Source organism: Enorma sp. (assembly GCF_982429025.1).
In genome coordinates, this window is the sequence record NZ_CEWCAA010000007.1 from 1 (window position 1) to 19,323 (window position 19,323).

13 protein-coding genes are annotated in these 19,323 nt (G+C 62.0%); 6 read left to right on the forward strand and 7 right to left on the reverse strand.

The window, feature by feature from the left end; translation table 11 throughout:
• Positions 1–89 precede the first annotated feature (89 nt).
• The 4 genes from AC1VS5_RS02325 (at position 90) to AC1VS5_RS02340 (ending at position 6,171) form a co-directional block, all read left to right on the forward strand.
• Positions 90–2,582, forward strand: coding sequence for a homocysteine S-methyltransferase family protein (locus tag AC1VS5_RS02325; protein WP_481217590.1), 2,493 nt, complete (start codon positions 90–92; stop codon positions 2,580–2,582).
• Positions 2,583–2,932: 350 nt separating this feature from the next.
• Complete coding sequence (locus AC1VS5_RS02330; protein WP_481217569.1) at positions 2,933–3,748, forward strand: DNA/RNA non-specific endonuclease; 816 nt, start codon at positions 2,933–2,935, stop codon at positions 3,746–3,748.
• A gap of 313 nt (positions 3,749–4,061) precedes the next feature.
• Positions 4,062–5,426 (forward strand): PFL family protein, encoded by a 1,365-nt coding sequence (locus AC1VS5_RS02335; protein ID WP_329740213.1) that lies wholly within the window; start codon positions 4,062–4,064, stop codon positions 5,424–5,426.
• 319 nt (positions 5,427–5,745) lie between these two features.
• Positions 5,746–6,171, forward strand: a complete 426-nt coding sequence (locus tag AC1VS5_RS02340) for a hypothetical protein (protein WP_329740214.1) — start codon at positions 5,746–5,748, stop codon at positions 6,169–6,171.
• A 93-nt stretch (positions 6,172–6,264) separates the two neighbouring features.
• On the opposite strand, the gene AC1VS5_RS02345 is transcribed toward AC1VS5_RS02340, so the two are convergent.
• Positions 6,265–7,002 (reverse strand): hypothetical protein, encoded by a 738-nt coding sequence (locus tag AC1VS5_RS02345; RefSeq protein WP_329740215.1) that lies wholly within the window; start codon positions 7,000–7,002, stop codon positions 6,265–6,267.
• Between the two features lie 447 nt (positions 7,003–7,449).
• Positions 7,450–10,584, reverse strand: a complete 3,135-nt coding sequence (locus AC1VS5_RS02350) for a vitamin B12-dependent ribonucleotide reductase (RefSeq protein ID WP_481217570.1) — start codon at positions 10,582–10,584, stop codon at positions 7,450–7,452.
• 515 nt (positions 10,585–11,099) lie between these two features.
• Here AC1VS5_RS02350 and yhbY point away from each other — a divergent pair.
• On the forward strand, positions 11,100–11,399 hold the full coding sequence (gene yhbY, locus AC1VS5_RS02355) for a ribosome assembly RNA-binding protein YhbY (RefSeq protein WP_087185904.1): 300 nt from the start codon (positions 11,100–11,102) through the stop codon (positions 11,397–11,399).
• A 102-nt stretch (positions 11,400–11,501) separates the two neighbouring features.
• On the opposite strand, the gene AC1VS5_RS02360 is transcribed toward yhbY, so the two are convergent.
• The 5 genes from AC1VS5_RS02360 to rplM all read right to left on the reverse strand — a co-directional run bounded on the left by AC1VS5_RS02360 (position 11,502) and on the right by rplM (position 17,831).
• On the reverse strand, positions 11,502–14,603 hold the full coding sequence (locus AC1VS5_RS02360; protein ID WP_481217571.1) for an AfsR/SARP family transcriptional regulator: 3,102 nt from the start codon (positions 14,601–14,603) through the stop codon (positions 11,502–11,504).
• A gap of 695 nt (positions 14,604–15,298) precedes the next feature.
• Complete coding sequence (gene nagB / locus AC1VS5_RS02365) at positions 15,299–16,030, reverse strand: glucosamine-6-phosphate deaminase (protein ID WP_019128899.1); 732 nt, start codon at positions 16,028–16,030, stop codon at positions 15,299–15,301.
• 66 nt (positions 16,031–16,096) lie between these two features.
• Positions 16,097–16,594 carry a PTS sugar transporter subunit IIA gene (locus AC1VS5_RS02370; protein ID WP_019128898.1) on the reverse strand — a complete coding sequence of 166 codons (498 nt, stop codon included), beginning with the start codon at positions 16,592–16,594 and terminating at the stop codon, positions 16,097–16,099.
• Positions 16,595–16,988: 394 nt separating this feature from the next.
• The gene (rpsI, locus tag AC1VS5_RS02375; protein WP_481217572.1) at positions 16,989–17,384 is read right to left on the reverse strand and encodes a 30S ribosomal protein S9; all 396 of its coding nucleotides are present in this window, start codon (positions 17,382–17,384) and stop codon (positions 16,989–16,991) included.
• 3 nt (positions 17,385–17,387) lie between these two features.
• On the reverse strand, positions 17,388–17,831 hold the full coding sequence (gene rplM, locus AC1VS5_RS02380; protein ID WP_019128896.1) for a 50S ribosomal protein L13: 444 nt from the start codon (positions 17,829–17,831) through the stop codon (positions 17,388–17,390).
• 341 nt (positions 17,832–18,172) lie between these two features.
• Between rplM and AC1VS5_RS02385 the strand changes: the two genes are divergently transcribed.
• Positions 18,173–19,243, forward strand: a complete 1,071-nt coding sequence (locus AC1VS5_RS02385; protein ID WP_481217573.1) for a type IV toxin-antitoxin system AbiEi family antitoxin domain-containing protein — start codon at positions 18,173–18,175, stop codon at positions 19,241–19,243.
• Positions 19,244–19,323 lie beyond the last annotated feature (80 nt).

A 19,323-nucleotide genomic window follows, 5' to 3' on the forward strand; every position in this document is an offset into this window, starting at 1 on the left:
CCCCTACACCAAACGCATCTCTCGCCCCGCTCACCGAGCGACTTGCCGCCGGCGAGACCTACCGCCCGCGCACGCTCGACACACTTCACATCGCTGACAAAGACCTGCGCCTCGTCCTCGAGGGCCGGCGCCACCTGCTCTTCGACGGCGGCATGGGCACCATGCTGCAAGCTGCGGGCATGGCGGCGGGCGAGGTCCCCGAGCTCCTCAACCTCACGAACCCAGAAGTCATCACTCGCGTGCACGCCGCCTATGTTGAGGCAGGCAGCGAGGTGGTCACCACCAATACCTTCGGTGCCAATGCGCTCAAGCTCGGCGACGCAGCGTCGGTTGAGGACGTCTTCACAGCTGCGGTGCAGGCGGCACGCGCCGCGCATCCGCGCTATGTCGCGGCCGACATCGGGCCCATCGGCGCGCTGCTGCGCCCCCTGGGAACGCTCTCGTTCGATGAGGCGTACGCGCTCTTCGCCCAACAGGCACGTGTGGCCGAGCAGGCGGGCGCCGACCTAATCGTCATCGAGACCATGACCGATCTCCTCGAGGTCAAGGCAGCCGTGCTCGCCGCCAAGGAGTGTACGAATCTGCCCGTCATCGCCACGATGACCTTCGAGGCCGACGGCCGAACGTTCCTCGGCACCTCGCCCGAGATCGCCGCCGCATCGCTCGACGCGCTCGGGGTGGACGCCCTCGGCATCAACTGCTCACTCGGACCGCGGGAAATCCGCCCGTTCGCGCAGCGCATGCTCGCCGTGACCAACAAGCCCCTTATCGTTCAAGCGAACGCCGGGCTCCCTCGCGTGGAGAATGGCCAAACCGTCTACGACATCACGCCCGAAGACTATGCAGAAGCAGTGGGCGACATAATCGCCGATGGTGCGGGCATCGTTGGAGGCTGCTGCGGAACCACCCCCGCCTACATCCGTCTCCTCGCCCAGAAGCTTGGCGGCCATAAGCCCAAGCCGCGGCAGGCGACACATCCCTTCACCTGCACGAGCGCCCAAAAGCTCACCATGCTCGACGGCCGTCGCATCGCCGTCATCGGCGAGCGCATCAACCCGACGGGCAAGAAGAAGCTCCAGGCAGCGCTCCGTGCCGGCGACCTCGCCTACATCGTCGGTCAGGGCATCAGCCAGCAGGAACAGGGCGCCGACGTGCTCGACGTGAACGTAGGCCTGCCCGAGATCGACGAACCCGCCATGATGGTGCGCGCGTGCGAGGAGCTGCAGGGCTCGACCCTCCTTCCCCTCCAAATCGACTCGACCAACCCCGTCGCCATCGAGGCTGCGGTGCGACGCTACCCAGGGAAACCCATCATCAACTCGGTAAACGGAAAGCGCGAGAGCATGGATGCGGTGCTTCCCATCGCGGCGCACTACGGCTGCGACATCGTAGCCCTCACGCTCGACGAGGCCGGCATCCCCGCGACGGCGGAAGCGCGCCTGCAAATTGCCGAGCGCATCGTGAAGGAAGCCGCACGCTATGGGATCGGCCGCGAGCGGATTCTCGTAGACTGCCTCGTCATGACCGCCTCGACGAACCAGCACCAAGTGCTCGACATCCTTCGTGCCGTCGAGCTCTGCCGAGAGCATCTGGGCGTGCGCACCTCGCTTGGCGTCTCGAACGTGAGCTTCGGTCTGCCTGCGCGCGAGCTCCTAAACGCGACCTTCCTCGCCGCCGCGCTCGGCGCGGGGCTCGATGCCGCCATCATGAACCCCGGCTCGGATCGTTATATGGATGTGGTGCGCAGCTTCCGCGTGCTGAACGCCGAAGACGAGGGCTCGGCCGCATTCATCGAGCGCTACGCGGGTGCCCCCGACCCCTATAAGGCTGCCGATGGGCGCGCCGAGGCTTCCCTCACTGGAGGTAGCGGCAACGCCATGGCGGCACCTGCCACGATGAACGCTGCCGCAGCGAGCACCACGGGCGGTAGCGCCGCTGAGCCCGGCGCCTCTTCAGCCGACGTAAGCGACACCGTTCGCCATCTCATCATCACTGGACGCAAGGGCGATATGCCAGCCGCCACGCGTACGGCGCTACAAAAATGTGAACCCATGAAGCTCATCAACGAATGTTTTATCCCTGCGCTCGATGAGGTTGGCGACCGATTCGACCGCGGAGCCTTCTTCCTTCCCCAGCTCATGGCCTCGGCGGAAGCGGCGCGTGCAGGCTTTGACACCATCCGCGCGGTCATGCCGGCCAGCGAGCTCGGCGACAAAGGCGGCATTGCGCTCGCCACCGTAAAGGGCGACATCCACGATATCGGCAAGAATATCGTTCGCATGCTGCTTGAAAACTATGGTTACGCGGTCTTCGACCTGGGACGCGATGTGGACCCGCACGCGATACTCGATGCCGTGCGCGAGCGCGACCTCAAGCTCGTGGGGCTTTCCGCCCTCATGACCACCACAGTCGCCAATATGGAAGAGACGATCGAGCTTCTGCACCGCGAGGCACCGGAAGTCAAGATCATCGTCGGAGGGGCCGTGCTCACCCCGGAATACGCCGAGCAGATTGGCGCGGACTTCTACGCCAAGGATGCCGCCGCGACGGCGCGCATCGTCGAAGACGTGCTCAAAGAGTGATGCCGGCTGCGCGCCGTCGCGGGTGCGCCCAAGGCCGATGCCAACCTCACGCGCCGTCGCGGGTGCGCCCAAGGCCGATGCCGACCTCACGCGCCGTCGAGAATGCGTGCAATGGGCGAAGCACGGCCCGGGCGCGGCAATAACGCGCGCAAGCAGGACCATGCTTCGCCCGTTTTTGCAAAACTCCTGCCAAAGGATCGTTTTTTCGCGGACAGCCTTAGTACACTGCCTACACAGCAGCAAGAAACACCAGCTCACGAGGGCGCCTGATTTTCTGCTACTTGACCCTTAGCCCAAAATTCGATCCTTTGAGGCAAGTTTTGCTTCAAACCGCTACCGAAGGAGAGATGATGCCCCGCTTGCCCCGCCGTTTTGCCCGATGGATCGCCGCTATGGTCGCCGTGCTCGCCGCGCTGGGCGGCTACGCCGCCGTCGATGGGCCAAATCCGCTTGACGCGCTGCTCGCAGCATCGGGTTTTATCGAGGCTACCGACACCAGGTCGCCTGAACAGGCCAACAATGGAATCGCGCAGCTAGGCGAAGCAGATCTCACCTGGTCGGCTAACGACTACCCCGACTATTACCGCGTGCTCGGCACGGCGCAAGATGTTGATGAAGGCGCCGATCCGGGCATTGCCTACGGCGACCTCGACGCTCTTGGGCGAGCCACCTGGGCGGGCGGCTGGATCACGGGCGAGATGCGCGCCGCCGTGAGGGCTCAGGACCGCAATGACGCACCCGACCCTGCAGACCCTGTTGGCTGGCCACGCATAAACCCCGAGATCTCAATCGAGGGAATTGACGGAAGACGCACCTACCACGGACGCTTGTGGAACCGCAGCCATCTCGTCGCCTGGAGTCTAGGCGGTTCCATGGAAGCAGCGAATATCGTGCCCGGTACCCGCACTCAAAACATCGGTGACAATGTTTCGCCCGGTGGTATGGGCTACACCGAAGACCTCGCACGCACGTGGCTCGACCAAAACCCGCAAGGCATGCTCTGGTACGCTGCGACCCCCATCTATCAAGGTGACGAGACCATCCCCCGCGCCGTGGTCGTGGACATCAGGACCGACGACGGGAGCATCGATGAACGGGTGCTTGTCTACAACACCGCCAATGGTTGGGATATCGACTACGCCACTGGTGACGTGCAAGCTGCATAACTACAGGGCCCGCGGACCTCGTTCGCGCAAGGATGCCCCGCTCTCGACCGCACGCGCTGCTCGCGGCCGCGCACGCCGCGCGAACGCACGCCCGTCCTTGCCTTCGCATGCCGCTCGCACCCGCGCGCCTGCCCTTGTCCACGCGCGCTGCTCGCGCGCCGCAGGCGCCCGCCTTCGCCTTCGCACGCCGATCGTCTGCGTGCCACGTTCGTACCATTCTCATGTTAACGTGCGGGTAACGCCGCGCTTCGGCGCAGCCTAGCACCCGCCCACGGTAGAATAGACGGACGTGAAACGGCAGACAGGAGCTCCTATGGCTATCACCCCGGCAGAAATCGCCGAAACCCGCGGCATGGTCGCGGAGCAGCATCTGGACATTCGCACCGTGACCATGGGCATCTCGCTCATGGGCTGCGCCGATGAGGATCTGGGCCGCATGTGCACCAAGGTCTACGACCACGTGACGTCGACCGCCGAGCATCTGGTGGAAACGGCCGAGAGCCTCGAGCGCGAATACGGCATTCCCATCGTGAACAAGCGCGTCTCGGTTACCCCTGTGGCGCAAATCGCCGCGTGCTGCGCCGAAGAGGACCTCACCCCGCTCGCGCACGCGCTCGACCGCGCTGCCGAAACCCTCGGCATCGATTACCTTGGCGGATTCTCGGCTCTCGTGCAAAAGGGCGTCGGCGACGCCGACCGACGGCTCATCCAAAGCATTCCCGAGGCCCTTGCCAACACGAGCCGCGTGTGCTCGAGCGTGAACGTGGCGAGCCTGCGCGCTGGCATCAACATGGATGCCGTGCTCATGGTGGCGCAGACGGTCCTCGATGCAGCGCGCCTCACCGCCGACGAGGACTCCGTGGGTGCCTCGAAGTTCGTGGTTTTCGCCAACATGGTCGAGGACTCCCCCTTCATGGCCGGCGCCGTGCACGGCTCCGGCGAGGCCGACGCCGTCATCAACGTGGGCGTCTCCGGCCCCGGCGTGATGGCCGCCGCGCTCGAGCAACTGCCTGAGACCGCCAACATGATGGAAGTGGCCGAAGAAATCAAGAAGACTGCGTTCAAGATCACGCGCGCCGGCGAGCTTATGAGCCGCGAGGCTGCGCGGCGCCTGGGCGTGGAGAAGGGCATCGTAGACCTCTCGCTCGCCCCGACGCCCGCTATCGGCGACTCGGTGGCACGTATTCTCGAGATCATCGGCGTGGGCACCTGCGGCGGCCCCGGCACCACGGCGGCGCTGGCGCTCCTCAACGACTGCGTGAAGAAGGGCGGCGTCATGGCCACCTCGAGCGTGGGCGGCCTTTCGGGTGCGTTCATCCCCGTGTCGGAAGATGCTGGCATGATCGAAGCGGTCGAGGCAGGCGCCCTGTCGCTCGAAAAGCTCGAAGCTATGACCTGCGTGTGCTCGGTGGGCCTGGACATGATCGCCATCCCCGGAGACACGCCGGTCGAGGCGATTGCGGGCATCATCGCCGACGAGATGGCTATCGGCGTGATCAACAATAAGACGACGGCCGTGCGCGTGATCCCTGCCATCGGCAAGGGCGTGGGCGACACGGTCGAGTACGGCGGTCTTTTTGGACGCGCTCCGGTCATGCAGGTGAACCCGCACGCCGGTACGGTCTTTGCGCACCGCGGTGGGCGATTCCCGGCACCACTCAATTCGCTCAAGAACTAGGCTCCCGGCGGGGCCCGGCATCTTCCTCCGACGCTCGAGCAGTCCTCGCTGCTCGTAGCAAAGCTACGAGCAGCTGCGGAACTCGCAGCGGAGGAAGATGCCGGGCCCCTGCGCTACGTACTTGCAGGGCAAAGGCCAGGTACGGGCACATGGGGCGATGGGCGCTGCCGTGGGCTTGACCGGTGTGGGCTTTTTGGGAGCCTCGCACTAGATAAAGATCGATGCAGGCTGTTTGGGCATACGGAAATGCAAGACGTAAACGGGGCTGAGGAGGCGGAAGAATTTGAGAACGGTTACGCGGGCCATTGCCGGAACCTTATTGGGAATTGTAATCGTGCTGGGCGTGCTCTCGGCCGCGTGGAACTTTGCGCTCAAAGGCACGCCGCTCGAAGACATGATCGGCACCGGCGTTGCCAACGCCGCCCTTGATGCATCGGGCATCAAGGGTCAGATCGACAGCACGCTGCGCGAGAACGTTTCGGCTATCGCTTCTGCAACCGGCATGAGCGAGAGCCAGGTTGTCTCCGCCATCGACCAGCTCAACATCGAATCGTGGAGCGTGACGACGCTTCCCTCGGATGCATCCGCAAGCGGAACGTTCAACACCACCTACCAAGGAGCAAGCGCAACGGTCACCACCTATGCCGATCCCTCATACGTCACGGTTGATGCCTTGGGCCAAGAGCTTACGCTCTCCGTTCCCGAAAGCGCCCAATCTTACGTCTCGCTCCTTGCCTACCTATAGCTGCGAATGATATTCGGCAGGGCAGATCGGCGACTGCTTCCACATGCCCAACTTCCCTGCCGCCTGCCTCGCGAGCCAACCCCGGGGCGCAGCCTACCCCTGTGGCAAATCGATAGCGCGCTGCTCGCCCGCGTCATCGGTGAGAATGAGCTGCGCATTCTTGATATCGATGGTCGAAATCGTGCCCGTGCCGCTGTAGTAATCCGCAGGGATCGACCCGTCGCTCGGAACGAAAGACTGCACGTAACATGAGCCATCCGCATTTGACACCACATAAAACGTGCCGCGATGGATCGCGAAGCCGACCGGCTCTCCCGTGACCTCAAAAAGCGCCATGGGCTCATCCGTCGAGCCCACTCGCTGGCTTGCAAAGGAATACCCGTCGCCGGACGAGACGAGCGAGTAGGCCGAGCCATCGAGTTCTATCGCCCCACCGTCCGTGGCGAGCACAAACACGTCCTCGGGCGTTGTACTCGCCGCGCTATCGCTTGCTGCAACCTCAGTACGAGGCTGCTCATCCTGCAACAAGGCGCCGACCACCGCGCTGCCCACCACAACGAGCAACGCCACCGCGAGCGCAATGCCAACGAGCACCGAAACGACTACGAGTGCGCGGCCCGATCTGCCCGCCTCAGGCGATGCTTTTGCAGCAACCGCATGCCCGGCCGCCTCTCGACGGAACCGCTCAGCCTGCCCGGCGTCGGATCGGGCGGCCCGGTGAGCCGCGTCAACGGCGTTGATAGGCGCCTGAGCAGCGCAGCTCGCATGGGTTCCAGCGGTGCGGCCGACAGACGCCGCAGGCCGAGGGACCTCGCGCTCGGGCGCGCGCATATGGGCGCCTGCAGCGGATGCGGAACGGCGGATGCCTCCAGTTCGCGCGGGACGATGGGCGTCGCTAGCGGCAGGCGCGGAACGATAAGCGGCCTCAGAGCGCTGGACACCGCGAGCGGGAGGCACGGAGTGATGGGCTGCCTGGGACTGGGAGCCGCCCGCGGCAGGCGCGGAGCGATGAACAGGCTGCCGAGAAGATGGTGCCTGATGAGGCTGGGAAGGCTTGGCTTCTCGTGACATGGGAACTCCCTTGTCTCGCGTAACAAGCCCTCAGCTTACCATCGCGCACCTCGAAGCCCCGGCTCCCCACCAAAAAGGTACGGATTGCAGCCAGACACCCTTGATCTCGGTGAACGGCACCTCGCAGGCAGACGATACCGCGCGGACAGGCATCCGAATGGCAAGACGCACCCGGATGCCAAGACGCGTATGGGTTATCGAGCGGTATCAGCTGCACCCCGTCGTAGTACCGCAGTCCATGCACACCTTGCACGTTCCGTTCTGCACCATGCGGGAGCTTCCGCAGGTCGGGCAGGTGCTTCCGTCATACAGGCGCTCTCCGTGAAGGGCGGCGTCATGCACGGCTTCGTTCACAAAAGCCGCCGTATAGACATCGCCGGTATCGACAGCGCCCGTCTCCTCGGCAAGTTCCTGCTCCTTCACCGCTGTAAGACGCGAAAGCTCTTCCTCGGTGGCTACTGGCTCCTCGTCGGGATCGGGCTCGGCCACGCGCGGCACGGCCGCCGGCGGCGCGGGCGTGGCGCCGGCAATCTGGCTCCAACCCTCAGGCTTCACCTGCACGCGTGTGTAGTCCCCCAGCTCGATATCGATCACCTTGGAAATAAGGTCCGAGATACTCGTCACGTACTTGATGTTCGGATGGCTCTGAACAAAGCCATAGGGCTCGTACATCTGACCGCGCAGCATCTTGGAGATGCTCTCCGGCGGAATGCCGTACTGCAGCATGACCGAGATGGTCTTCGAAAGCGAGTTCAGAAGGCCCATGATGGTCGTGCCCTCACGGTCGGTCGTTACGAAGAGCTCGGAGATCTTGCCCGCATCGTTTCGGTTCACCGTCGTGTAGATTTTCACGCCGTCGATCTGCGCCAGATGCGTGCGCCCGTCGCGGATGCCCACGATGCGCTTACGCTGGGCAGGCTTCTGGGCGGTGGCGAGGCGCCCCTGTGCATCGCGCGCATATGCGAGCAGCGCCTCGTACGAGAGCTCGCCCAAATCCTTCTCGTCGGTGTCGTCGGCAAGCGTCGTGTTGAGCGGCTGCGCATTCTTGGAGCCGTCGCGATAGAGCGTGATGCCCTTGCAACCCGTCTGCCAGGCAAGCATGATGACGTCTTTGAAATCCTGAACCGTAGCCTCGCGCGGCAAGTTCACCGTCTTGGAAATGGCGCCGGAGACGAGCGGTGTGAGCGCCGCCACCATGAGCACGTGCCCGCGCGGAGCGATGAAGCGCTCGCCCGAGCCGCAAACATTCGCCGTGTCGAACACGGGCAGATGCTCGCGCTTGAGATGCGGTGCCCCCTCAATCTTGCCGTCAACGATCATGCCATTCTCATCTGTTGCCTGCACGTAGGCGAGGATGTCCTCCACCTCGTCCTCGGTGTAACCCAGATGGCGCAAGGCATCGCCGATCACCGGGTTCGCGATGGTCATGAACCCGCCGCCCGAGAGCTTCTTGTACGCCATGTGGCTAAAGAACGGCTCGATGGAGGTGGCCCCACAGTCCATAGCGAACGAGATGGTACCCGTCGGTGCCATGACGCTCACCTGCGCGTTGCGATACCCGTAGCGCTCGCCGAGCTCCTCGGCAAACGTCCAGCTCTCGATGAGCGCCGAAGCGAGCTCCTCCTCGCCCGCAGCGGCGAGCAGGTCGAAGTCCACGATGGGCGGCTCGACGGTGAGGCCCTCGAAGGCATCGTTGCGGGCGCCTGCCACACGTGCGTGGTTTCGAATCACACGCATCATATGGCGCTTGTTGATATCGAAGCAATCGAACGGCCCCACCTTGCGCGCCATGATGGCGGAAGCAGTGTAGCTGCGCCCGGTCAGCGTGCCCACAAGTGCCGAGGCAAGGGCGCGGGCGGCAGCAGAATCATAGGGCAGCCCCTTCGCCATAAGCAGGCTCGCAAGGTTAGAGATGCCGAGGCCCGTGGCACGGAAACGATAGGTTTTGCGCGCGATGTCCTTCGTGGGGAACTGGCCCCATGCGATGGACGCCTCGAGCGCGAGCTGGATCAAGTCGATTGCATGCTCGTACCCTTCGACATCGAAGCGGTCCGTCGCGGGGTCGTAGAAACGATAGACGTTGATCGATGCGAGGTTGCAGCTCGAATCGTCAAGAAATGCGTACTCGCCGCACGGGTTCGTGGAGTTCAGGCGGTTGTAGCTCGCGCCCACCACACCGTCCTCGCCGCCCGGGCAGGTGTGCCACTCGTTGAACGTGTCGCTGAACTGCGGGGCGGGGTCGGCGCAACGCCACGCGCTCTCGTTAAACGTGTCCCAGATGTGCTTGACGGAAACCTTGTGATCGAACGACGGGTCCACGCGCCCCTTGAGCTCGTAGGCCACCTCGGGGTTCTCCGGCAGCTCCATGACCTTCGCCATGAACTCGTTGTCAATGCGCAGCGAGTTATTGGAATTCTGGCCCGAGACGGTGGAATAGGCCTCGCCGTTGATATCGCCGTCGTAGCCCATCTTCATGAGGGCGAGGGCCTTGTCCTCCTCTTTCGCCTTCCACGTGATGAACTGTTCGATATCCGGGTGGTCGATATCAAGGCAGACCATCTTTGCGGCCCGGCGCGTGGTGCCGCCGCTCTTGATGGCGTCGGCGTTGCGGTCGAGGCCGCGCAAGAAGCTCATGACGCCGCTCGAAACGCCGCCTCCCGAGAGCTTCTCGCCCTCGGCGCGAAGCGCGCTGAAGTTGGAGCCGGTGCCCGACCCGCCCTTGAAGAGCTTGGTCTCCGTCACATATTCATCCGAGATCGAGTGCTCGCCCAACAGCTTGTCTTCGACGCTCACGATGAAGCACGCGCTTGCCTGGGTTCGGGTGTACTGGTCAATCGATTCGACGACCTCACCGCTCTGAGGGTCTACGTAATACATCTCCTGAGGTTCGCCGGCTATGCCGTACGAACGCTTGAGCCCGGTGTTGAACCACTGCGGCGAATTGGGGGCAAACCGCTGGTCCAAGATGAGGTAAACGAGCTCGTCATACAGTATCTGCGATTGCTCGCCCTCCTCGATCATGCCTTCTTCTATGAGCGCGGCGACCCAGAAATCGACCATGCGATGCGCCACCTGGCGGAGCGACACCTCATGCTCGGTGCCGGGAACGCCGGCGCGGCGAAAATACTTGGACGCGATGATATCCACCGCATTTTGGGAATAGCTCACGGGAAACTCAAGATCGTGCATCTCGCAGAGCGTCTTGCCCGTTTTGTAGTCCGTGAGAAGCACGTCGCGCTTCGACCAGTCAAACAGGTCGTAGACGGTTTTCCCGGCATTCTCGGGCCGCTCGAGGTCGCTTGTGAACCGGCGGCTTACGAGCTCGTCAATCGTGGTCGCCATGGATATGCCTCGCTTTCTTGAGGGCGCTTCGCGGTACATGGAGTATTGCGCCGCGTGCGGACAGAATAGGACCGACTCCGGCCCAAGAGCCGAAGCCGCGACAGCTGTATTCGATTCTATCAACATCCCGTCAACACGCATCCAATATCTTGTGTCATTCCGTGAACGGTATCACAACATATAGTTGATGGCCTTGAGTGCATCCTGCGCAAACGTCGGCGCGGGTAAATACGCACCGCGCACGCACCGAAAAGACGCAGGCAGAGACCACGCCCTCCTTGTTCTCTGCACGAGGTCCTTCACACAAGATACGCGCTGCACCCCCCGACGCCACACGGCGCCGTCCTGGAGATAGCCGCCGCCGGGCGGGGGGCCGCCCACGTGAAACGTGAGGACCACCCTGCTCGGAAGCTGTGAAGTCTCGCATGCATCCTTGCCGTTGACCGGCTCTTTACGGTATCGTGTTCGGGCTTATAGAACATGCATGCGAGCACACCCGGAAAGCGAGCAAAACCATGGCATTGACCGGCAAGAACATCAGACAGCTGCGCAGCTTGGCGCACCATCTCAACCCCACCATCATCATCGGCAAGGGAGACGTGAACGACGGCACGGTCGAGCAGGCGAACGCCGCGCTCGAGGCACACGAGCTCATCAAATGCTCAGTGCTCGACACCTCGAGCCTCGACGTCCGCGAAGCCGCCAACGAACTCGCCGAGCGCTGCGGTGCTGAAGTCGTCCAGGTTATCGGCAGGAAGTTCTCGATCTACCGCGAAACTTCCCGAGATGACGTCGAGAAGATCAAACTCGACTAGTTCCATCGGCCAGGCCCCGAGGCCCAGCCGGATTATGTTAGGCCAGACCACGAGGCCAGGCCCCAAGGCCCAGCCGGACCGCGTGGACGAGCATCATCGCCGCTACATGATGCTGCGCAAGCGATACCGTTCGATGATTTCACGGTAGAGCCGCTTCGTCTCCGGCTCTGGGCCTCCCTTCCCCTGCATCTCCAAGCTCTGCATGCGCGCGCCGTAGAGCTCCACGATATCCTTTCGCCGTCCCAGCTCGTCGTAAACGTGCATTGCGCTGCGCATCAAGTCTTCTCTCGTTGCATCCTGTTGAAGACCAGCCTCTGCCATCCAAAGTGCCGATGTCAGGTCCTCTTCGGCGAGGGCAACATCTATCCCGCGAACCATGCAGTCGATGAACTTCGACTGCAACACGTGCTTCATCCTTTGGAAGTACGTCGTGACGCCGTCCGTGGGGACAAATAGCGGCCCTGTATAGAGCTGCTCGATGCGCAGGCAGAGCTCTATGGTCTTCGGAGCGCTGAGCTGCACATGGCCGAGCAGCACGATGCGCGCGAGCTTTTCGAAGAACTGCACATCCGAAGAAATGAACTCCGGATTGACGCCAATGCTTCCCCCTTGAAGCACGATGTACTGCGGGCCATCTTTCCCGTTCTCGCCGAGCGAATGCCGAAGCATCGATACCGTTGCGTAGAGGTTTTCGCGAGCGTGCTTGTAATCCATCTCGGGCCAGAACTCGTCATACAGCACCTGACGATCAACAAGCCCGCCCTGTGCCAAGGCAAGCCGGGCCGCGAGCATGCCCGTCTTCTTGCGCTTCCAGATGTTTGACGTGATGATGTGCCCGTTGCGCTCAATCGAAAACCCTCCGAGCATGCGGAAGGTAATGTGCCCCACTGCCTCTTCCTGCTTGGCCGCGCGATCGGGCTCGTCGAACAATGGGGCGGACACCACGCCGACATCCAAGATGTAGTACGGAAGCATGGGGCGAGGCAGCATCCTTCGAAGTGCGTCCGCCTTCTCGCCCATCACCGAAAGCGCCAAGCGTGCGAACAGCCTGAACGAAGGAGTGAACAGCGTATCCTTCTGCAGCGAGCACCAAGCCGTCAGTTCCGCATCGCAATGGGCTGCAGACAGGTAGAGCGCGCAAGCCCACACATCCTCGGCATCTACATCGCGCCGGTTAAGATCGATTGCACCAGCTTCCTCCCGAATGGCGAGCTGCGATATGCTGCGCAGGCTCGCTACCCGCTCGAGAAAGAACGCTCCGCGTGCTAGAAACGGGTGGCGGGCATCGGCTAGCCTTGCCGCCTGCTGCCCGCGAAACCGCGCGCTGCCCGCCTGATTGACCGTGAGATCCTGCCACCCTTCCATAATCGTGCTGAACAGCTGCAGTGACAGGTCGGACGTCCTTACCGCCAGCGTGTTGGCGTCTACCACCGCTTGCTCGTCGACCAGCGGGGTGCCCGAAAGAAGCCTTCGGACCGAGCACACGAGCCGCACGTGATTCAAGATTGGCAGCAGGCGCTGCTCACGGAGCGGCTCGACGAGCGCCGCAAGCGCGCTATCTCGTTCGTCGATGCGGCCGAGCACCCCAGTGAGCGCCTCCGCAAGCAGCACATCGCAGGTAAGCAGAAGATTCGGGATGTCAATCCCGCAGGCAACCGAATCCGAGGCGAGCGGAAAGGGCTTTCCAACTCTTCGCTCCAGGAAGCGCTCGACCTCGCCCGTCCATGCTCCCTGCTCGATGAGGCCGCGAAAACAGCGCTCATGAAGGGCAAGCGCTTCTGCATCTTGGCAGGAGCCCGGAGAAAGCGCCGCGAACCCCGAAACCTCCGGAAGCCCGACGCCACGACAGGAGGACCAAAGAGACCCCAATGCGCGGGCCACTTCCCAATCATGCCGATCAACGTGCGAAGCAAGGCCCTCCGCTTGTATCGCAAACGTACCTGCCAAGGTGCGAGCAAGGCGCATATCGCCCGAGATGAGCGCCGCGCCATACACGGCAAGCTCGAGGTTGGGATCGGCATTCGTTTGCTCCTCCAAACCTTTCGACCCGCCGATAATCCTATTGATGAAGGGGGCCTGCCCTGAAAGCACGAATCGCATAGGATCGTGCGACAACACATGGAGAGCGTCGGCAGGCGATAGGAATCGGTCCAGAAGCTCAACCGCCCGGCCCGCTCTCCCTGCTCTCACCTGGATGCGCACGGCACGGCGCACAATCTGCGGCATGCCCTTCGCGATACGCTTTCCTATTGGCTGCAAAACACCCTCGTCTGCCCCCATGCACGCGAAGTTGTTCGTCGCGGCATCGTATCCGAAAACCGGATAATCATGCACGAGCCGCTGCAGGCACGACATATCTACCGGCGTTCCCGCCGCCGCAAAATCCCTCAGGGATCCACTTCCCACGAGAAGAAGCGTTTCCGCAAGTATTCTAATCGCATCATCGGCGCGCTCCAGCTCGTCGAGGACCGAACTGTACAGATTGCAGGTCGCCGTGGCAAGCGGTTGCCGCTCCTCCCCCATCGTATCGACTGTCGCCTGCAAGGCCGCCACCAGCGCCGGTACGCCCTGAGTGAGCTTATAGACATCAAGCTTGCTGGAAATGGCGAGCACGCGCGACCACTCAGCGAACTCGCGCGGGCGCACCGCGAGCTGTTTGGCCGTGAGCTTCGCCGAATCTGAGAGCAACCGCACCGTTTCTCCAGCCAATGGCGTGCAGGCGATGGCAAACTCCACACCTTGCTCGCGCATGCCGCGCACATGGGCGACAAACTCCTTTGCCGCCTCGCCCTCGAAAGCGGGAAGGTCGTCGATGGCAATGACCGGGTGCAGCACCTGCGCGCATTCACGTTCAATCGTATCGAGTTGAACAATCAACTCGTCGAGCATCGCCTCTCGCGCATCGACCACGCGAACCGTTCCCCTACCGGGATCTCTGCGCACCTCGTCGGCAAACTGCAGCAGCAGTGCAGTCTTGCCGAATCCGCTCGGGGCGCATAGCACGACGACCCCCGATCGTCGCACTGACCGGACCATCTCTCGAATGAGCTGCGTCCTCGCAACCGTGAAACTCGGCCCCATGGGCAACGGCCACTGCGCGTCGTGAACGCGCCCAACCTCCGTCTCGCGCATGCGCCTACGACCCGTCTTGTTTGCTTTCGCTGAAGGCGCTGAGCTCTTGCGTTTCTTTACCGTCGTGTTCATCCCCAACTCCTCATCCTTCCCTACAACACACGGTACCGGGACATGCGACCACATACCGCGACGTGTCCCTGCAAACATCGCACCGATTTAGAATAGGATCAGATTTTGTTTAGGTGGGGGTACATTAATGTGTCAATAAATGGTTCTCGCGTTATAGCAGTTAATGGGCCGTGTAATGGTTCACCCGATATCTCGTGCAACACAAATGAAACATTCGTGGTCTCACACAAAACCGTCTACGTATTATGCAGCCCCTCTCACAGAATTTTGATTGCACACTTGGACCAACTAGGAACACTCCTCTACATGCCGTGAGAACCCGTTCTTACCAGCATTTGTTCAGATTGCAGCCAGCTCTTGTGCGTCTCGGTTGAAAACCTAGAAGCTCTGTTGAAAACTGCACAGGATAGAGAATCATGCACCGGCACCCACCCAACAGCAAAAGGCGCGGCCGCCATCCACGATGGAACAGCTAACCATCGTGTCAAGCGGCTGCGCCCTAAAAGAGCCTACGCGACATCCAAAAGCCTTTATCGAGCACGATCTCTTCTATGCTCTCTCATAAACCGTGCCCTGAATGAACTTGGGCGGTATCGAAAGCGGGGCCCTCCATGCAAAGAAGGGGCGCTCCCCAGCGAAGAGAGCGCCCCTTTCCAATCAGGCGGAATGACCCCTATGAGCCTCTTTATTTCACCCTACTCGCAGAGCGAAAGCGCTTCCTTGTCGGCAACGAGGACGACGTTCGGATGCAGCTGCAGAATCGAGGCGGGGCACTGCGGCGTAACCGGTCCGAAGCACATATCGTGAACAGCCTGGGCCTTGGCCGCGCCGTTGGCGACCACGAGAATCATGCGGGCATACATGATGGTCTGCACGCCCATGGTGTATGCCTGACGCGGCACGTCCTCCTCACGCTCGAAGAGGCGGCTGTTCGCCTTGATCGTGGACTCGGTGAGGTCGACGCAATGCGTGCCCTTGGAGAAGTGGTCATCGGGCTCGTTGAAGCCGATATGGCCGTTGTTGCCAATTCCAAGAAGCTGAAGATCGGGGTAGCCCGCATCGGCAACCATCTTGTCGTATTCGGCGCAGGCCGCCTCGGCATCCGGATTGGCGCCATCGGGCACATGCGTGTTGTTCAGGTCGATGTTGATGTGATCGAAGAAGTTATCACGCATGAAATAGTGATAGCTCTGCGGGTCGTCGTGGCTCAAGCCGCGATACTCATCCAGGTTATAGGTACGAACCTGGGAAAAGTCGACGTCGCCCTTCTTGTACCAATCAATGAGCTGGTGATACGCGCCAATGGGCGTACTGCCCGTGGCAAGGCCCAGCACCGTATCCGGCTTCAGGATGACCTGAGCGGAGATGATGTTGGCCGCCTTGCGGCTCATGTCATCGTAGTCGCGCGCGCTGACGATCTTCAACATACCGAACCCCTTTCACCTGGGTATGACTGCGAGCCCGATTGGCTCGACGTGCCTAGGTTCCGCGCGCTACCGCTCGCGCGCCGTGATGAGCTGCTCTAGCTCAGAAACCGTGTCCCCAACATTCCCCTTGATGCTGGAAAACTCGACGGAATTACATATCAGGATAGGTGCGGTAATATCGTACCCCTCTTTGCATATCGCGTCGCGGTCGAATTCGATGAGGACGTCGCCCTTCTTGACCGTGTCGCCCACCGCGGCGTGGACGGTGAAATGGCGGCCATCGAGTTTTTCGGTATCGAGCCCAACGTGGATGAGCACATCGAGCCCCTCGTTCGTATGGAGCGCGACGGCATGGCCCGTGGGGAAGATCGCTTGGATTTTTGAATCCGAGGGCGCAACAACTTTACTGCCCGTCGGCTCGATCGCGACGCCATCGCCAAGCGAGCCCGAGGCAAACGTGGGGTCCTTGACGTCTGAGAGCGGGATCACCTTGCCGGCCAGAGGCGAAAGCAGCACGCTATCGCGCCCGTGCAGGCGAAGCGATTTCAAAAACGATTTGAGCATGATCCCCCTTGGAACAACCAATGAGCTCAGACGGAATTGAATCGGCACTATCGTACCGCAAATCGAATGGAGCGGGGAGCTTTCGAACCCATCGAGTCGCCGCCCCCGCTTTGAAGCGCTCGACGCTACCCTCGCGCAGGCGCCCTGCCAGCACAGTCCCTCGCACAGCCGCGTGCCAACGAGGCCCTCGCGCAGCCGCGTGCCAGCACGGCCCCTCGCGCAGCCGCCCGCCGGCGCGGCACGCCCTCCCACGCGCCATGGTCATCCCACGCGCGGGCGCGTCGCCGCCCCATCCCTCGCACAACCGTCTGCCCGCGAGAACGCGCAAAGAAAAAGAGCCCACCGATCGAGTCGGTGGGCTCCGCAAAGGAATCGGTATAACGCCGATAAGACCTTAGCGCTTGGAGAACTGCGGAGCGCGACGGGCCTTCTTGAGGCCGTACTTCTTGCGCTCGACCACGCGGGAGTCGCGGGTCAGGTAGCCAGCGCGCTTGAGGTCAGCACGGTAATCGCCGGCAGCGAGGAGCGCGCGGGCGATGCCCAGACGGAGCGCCCCGGCCTGGCCGGAGATGCCGCCGCCATCGCACAGCGCGATGACGTCGAAAGAACCCATGGTATCGGTCGCCTTGAAGGGGGCGAGGGCACCATCGAGCAGCTGCTGACGGCCGAAGTACTCGACAGCATCACGCTTGTTGACGGTCACCTTGCCGGTACCGGGAACGAGACGGACACGGGCCACGGCGTTCTTGCGGCGCCCGGTGCCCTGATAGACAACGGTGTTCTCAGCCATAGCTTATGCCTCCACCTCGATCTTGACGGGATTCTGCGCAGCGTGCGGATGCTCGGAGCCAGCATAGACCTTGAGCTTGGCGAGCTGCTTGCGACCAAGAGTGGTCTTGGGGAGCATGCCGCGAACGGCGCGCTCGATGACCTTCTCCGGGTGCTTCTCCATCGCCGTGCGGAAGCTCTCAGCCTTGAGGCCGCCGTTGTATCCGGTGTGGCGATAGTAGGTCTTGTGGTCGGCCTTGTTGCCGGTAAGCTGGACCTTATCGGCGTTGATGACCACCACGAAGTCGCCGCAGTCGGAATTGGGCGTGTACTGCGGCTTGTTCTTGCCGCGCAGGATCATGGCGATCTGCGTGGCCAGACGGCCGAGCACCTTGCCCTCAGCATCGATGAGGACCCAGTTGCGGGCGACCTCACCCTGCTTGGCGTAGTGAGTCGACTTTGAAATCACTTCGGACTCCTCCAATAAGACGTGTCGTAACAGAGATTCACGGGGCTCTGCAAATGACCGTAGAAGTATACCTCATCTAGCTGCAGGGTCAACGTTTTTTCTCAGAGTCTTCGCATCCGGAAGGCGGCTGAAGCCGGCCTTGCTCCACAGGGGCTTTTTTTCGCACATGACCGTTCTATGCCGTTGCGGCGTTCTCTGTGGCTAAATTGTCGAACTTTTTATCGATTTTTCGTTCCTACTTTCTATAAATTATTCGATAATTCTGAGAGATGGGGCGCTGCGTTGCGCCATCGCACGCCGTTGTGGCGCTTTACGGCTTTCGGCTATGTGGGGAGGCCCGTATGAGCAGGGCTGTTGACCAGGAACTTGACCGGTTATTTGCCGAGGCGGAGCGTTCCAAAACCTGCTTGGTTGCCCCAAGTGAGCGCACAGCCCGCCTGCTGAACCAACGGGCACGCGCAGGGCACGTGGTACGGCCGCGCCGCTCGCTCTTTGCTCGCACGGCATACTGGAATGCGCTTCGCCCCGACGAGCAAGCGCTCCGCATCGTACATGGATTGCAGAAGCTGCATCCCTCGTGGACGTTTTGCCATGAATCCGCAGCTCTTGTGTGGGGGCTGCCGCTCACCTACCGCCGCATGGACGCGATTCATGTCGTGAACACGCGCGCAATGCGACGGTCTGGCGGCAACGTCATTTGGCACGTCATCGAGGGGGACAGCGAAACCGTCGTCGAGGGCGTGCGCGTCACCTCGCTCGAGCGGACGCTGTTTGACTGCCTCCGCTCAAGCACGTTTGTCGAGGGGCTCCCTCTCGCTGACCGAGGGCTTGCGCTTTTGAACAGCGGGCCGCAGCGTCTTCAGGACGCGTTCGCGCGCTTCGGCAAAGGGTGCGCCAACATCAGCCGCGCTATCGGCACCCTGAGCTACGCCAACGCGCGCAGCGAGAGCTGGGCGGAATCAGTAGCTCGAGCGCTCATGATTACCCAAGGATTCGCGCTACCGGACCTCCAGGTCGAGCTTCCGCGCCCGCTTGAATCCGATCGCTCGTATCGCGTCGATTTCTTCTGGCAGCATGCAAGCGGACGATCGGTTATCGGCGAGGTCGACGGCATGATCAAGTACACCCGAGACGCAGCGCGGCGCGGCCAAACGACCATCCGCGCGCTGGCCGACGAGCAACACCGCGAGGCGCAGCTCACCATGTACCGCATGCCGATACTCCGGCTCTCGTACCAAGATCTCATCAACACCAAACACTTCGTAGAGAAGCTCACCGCCTATGGGATTCCGCGCGATCCGCATGTTGCTGACGCCATCAAGCGTTTGGGGGCGAAATCTCCGCGCACTGCCCTCTTGTATCAGGAAATGAGGATTCCGAAAGAAATTATCGAACAATTTATCGCTTCTTGAATGCAATTATCGACAAACTTTACGACGATTTTCTTAGCAAAGAGCCCTGGAGCACGGGGCGCCTGGGTGCCGGCGACGTC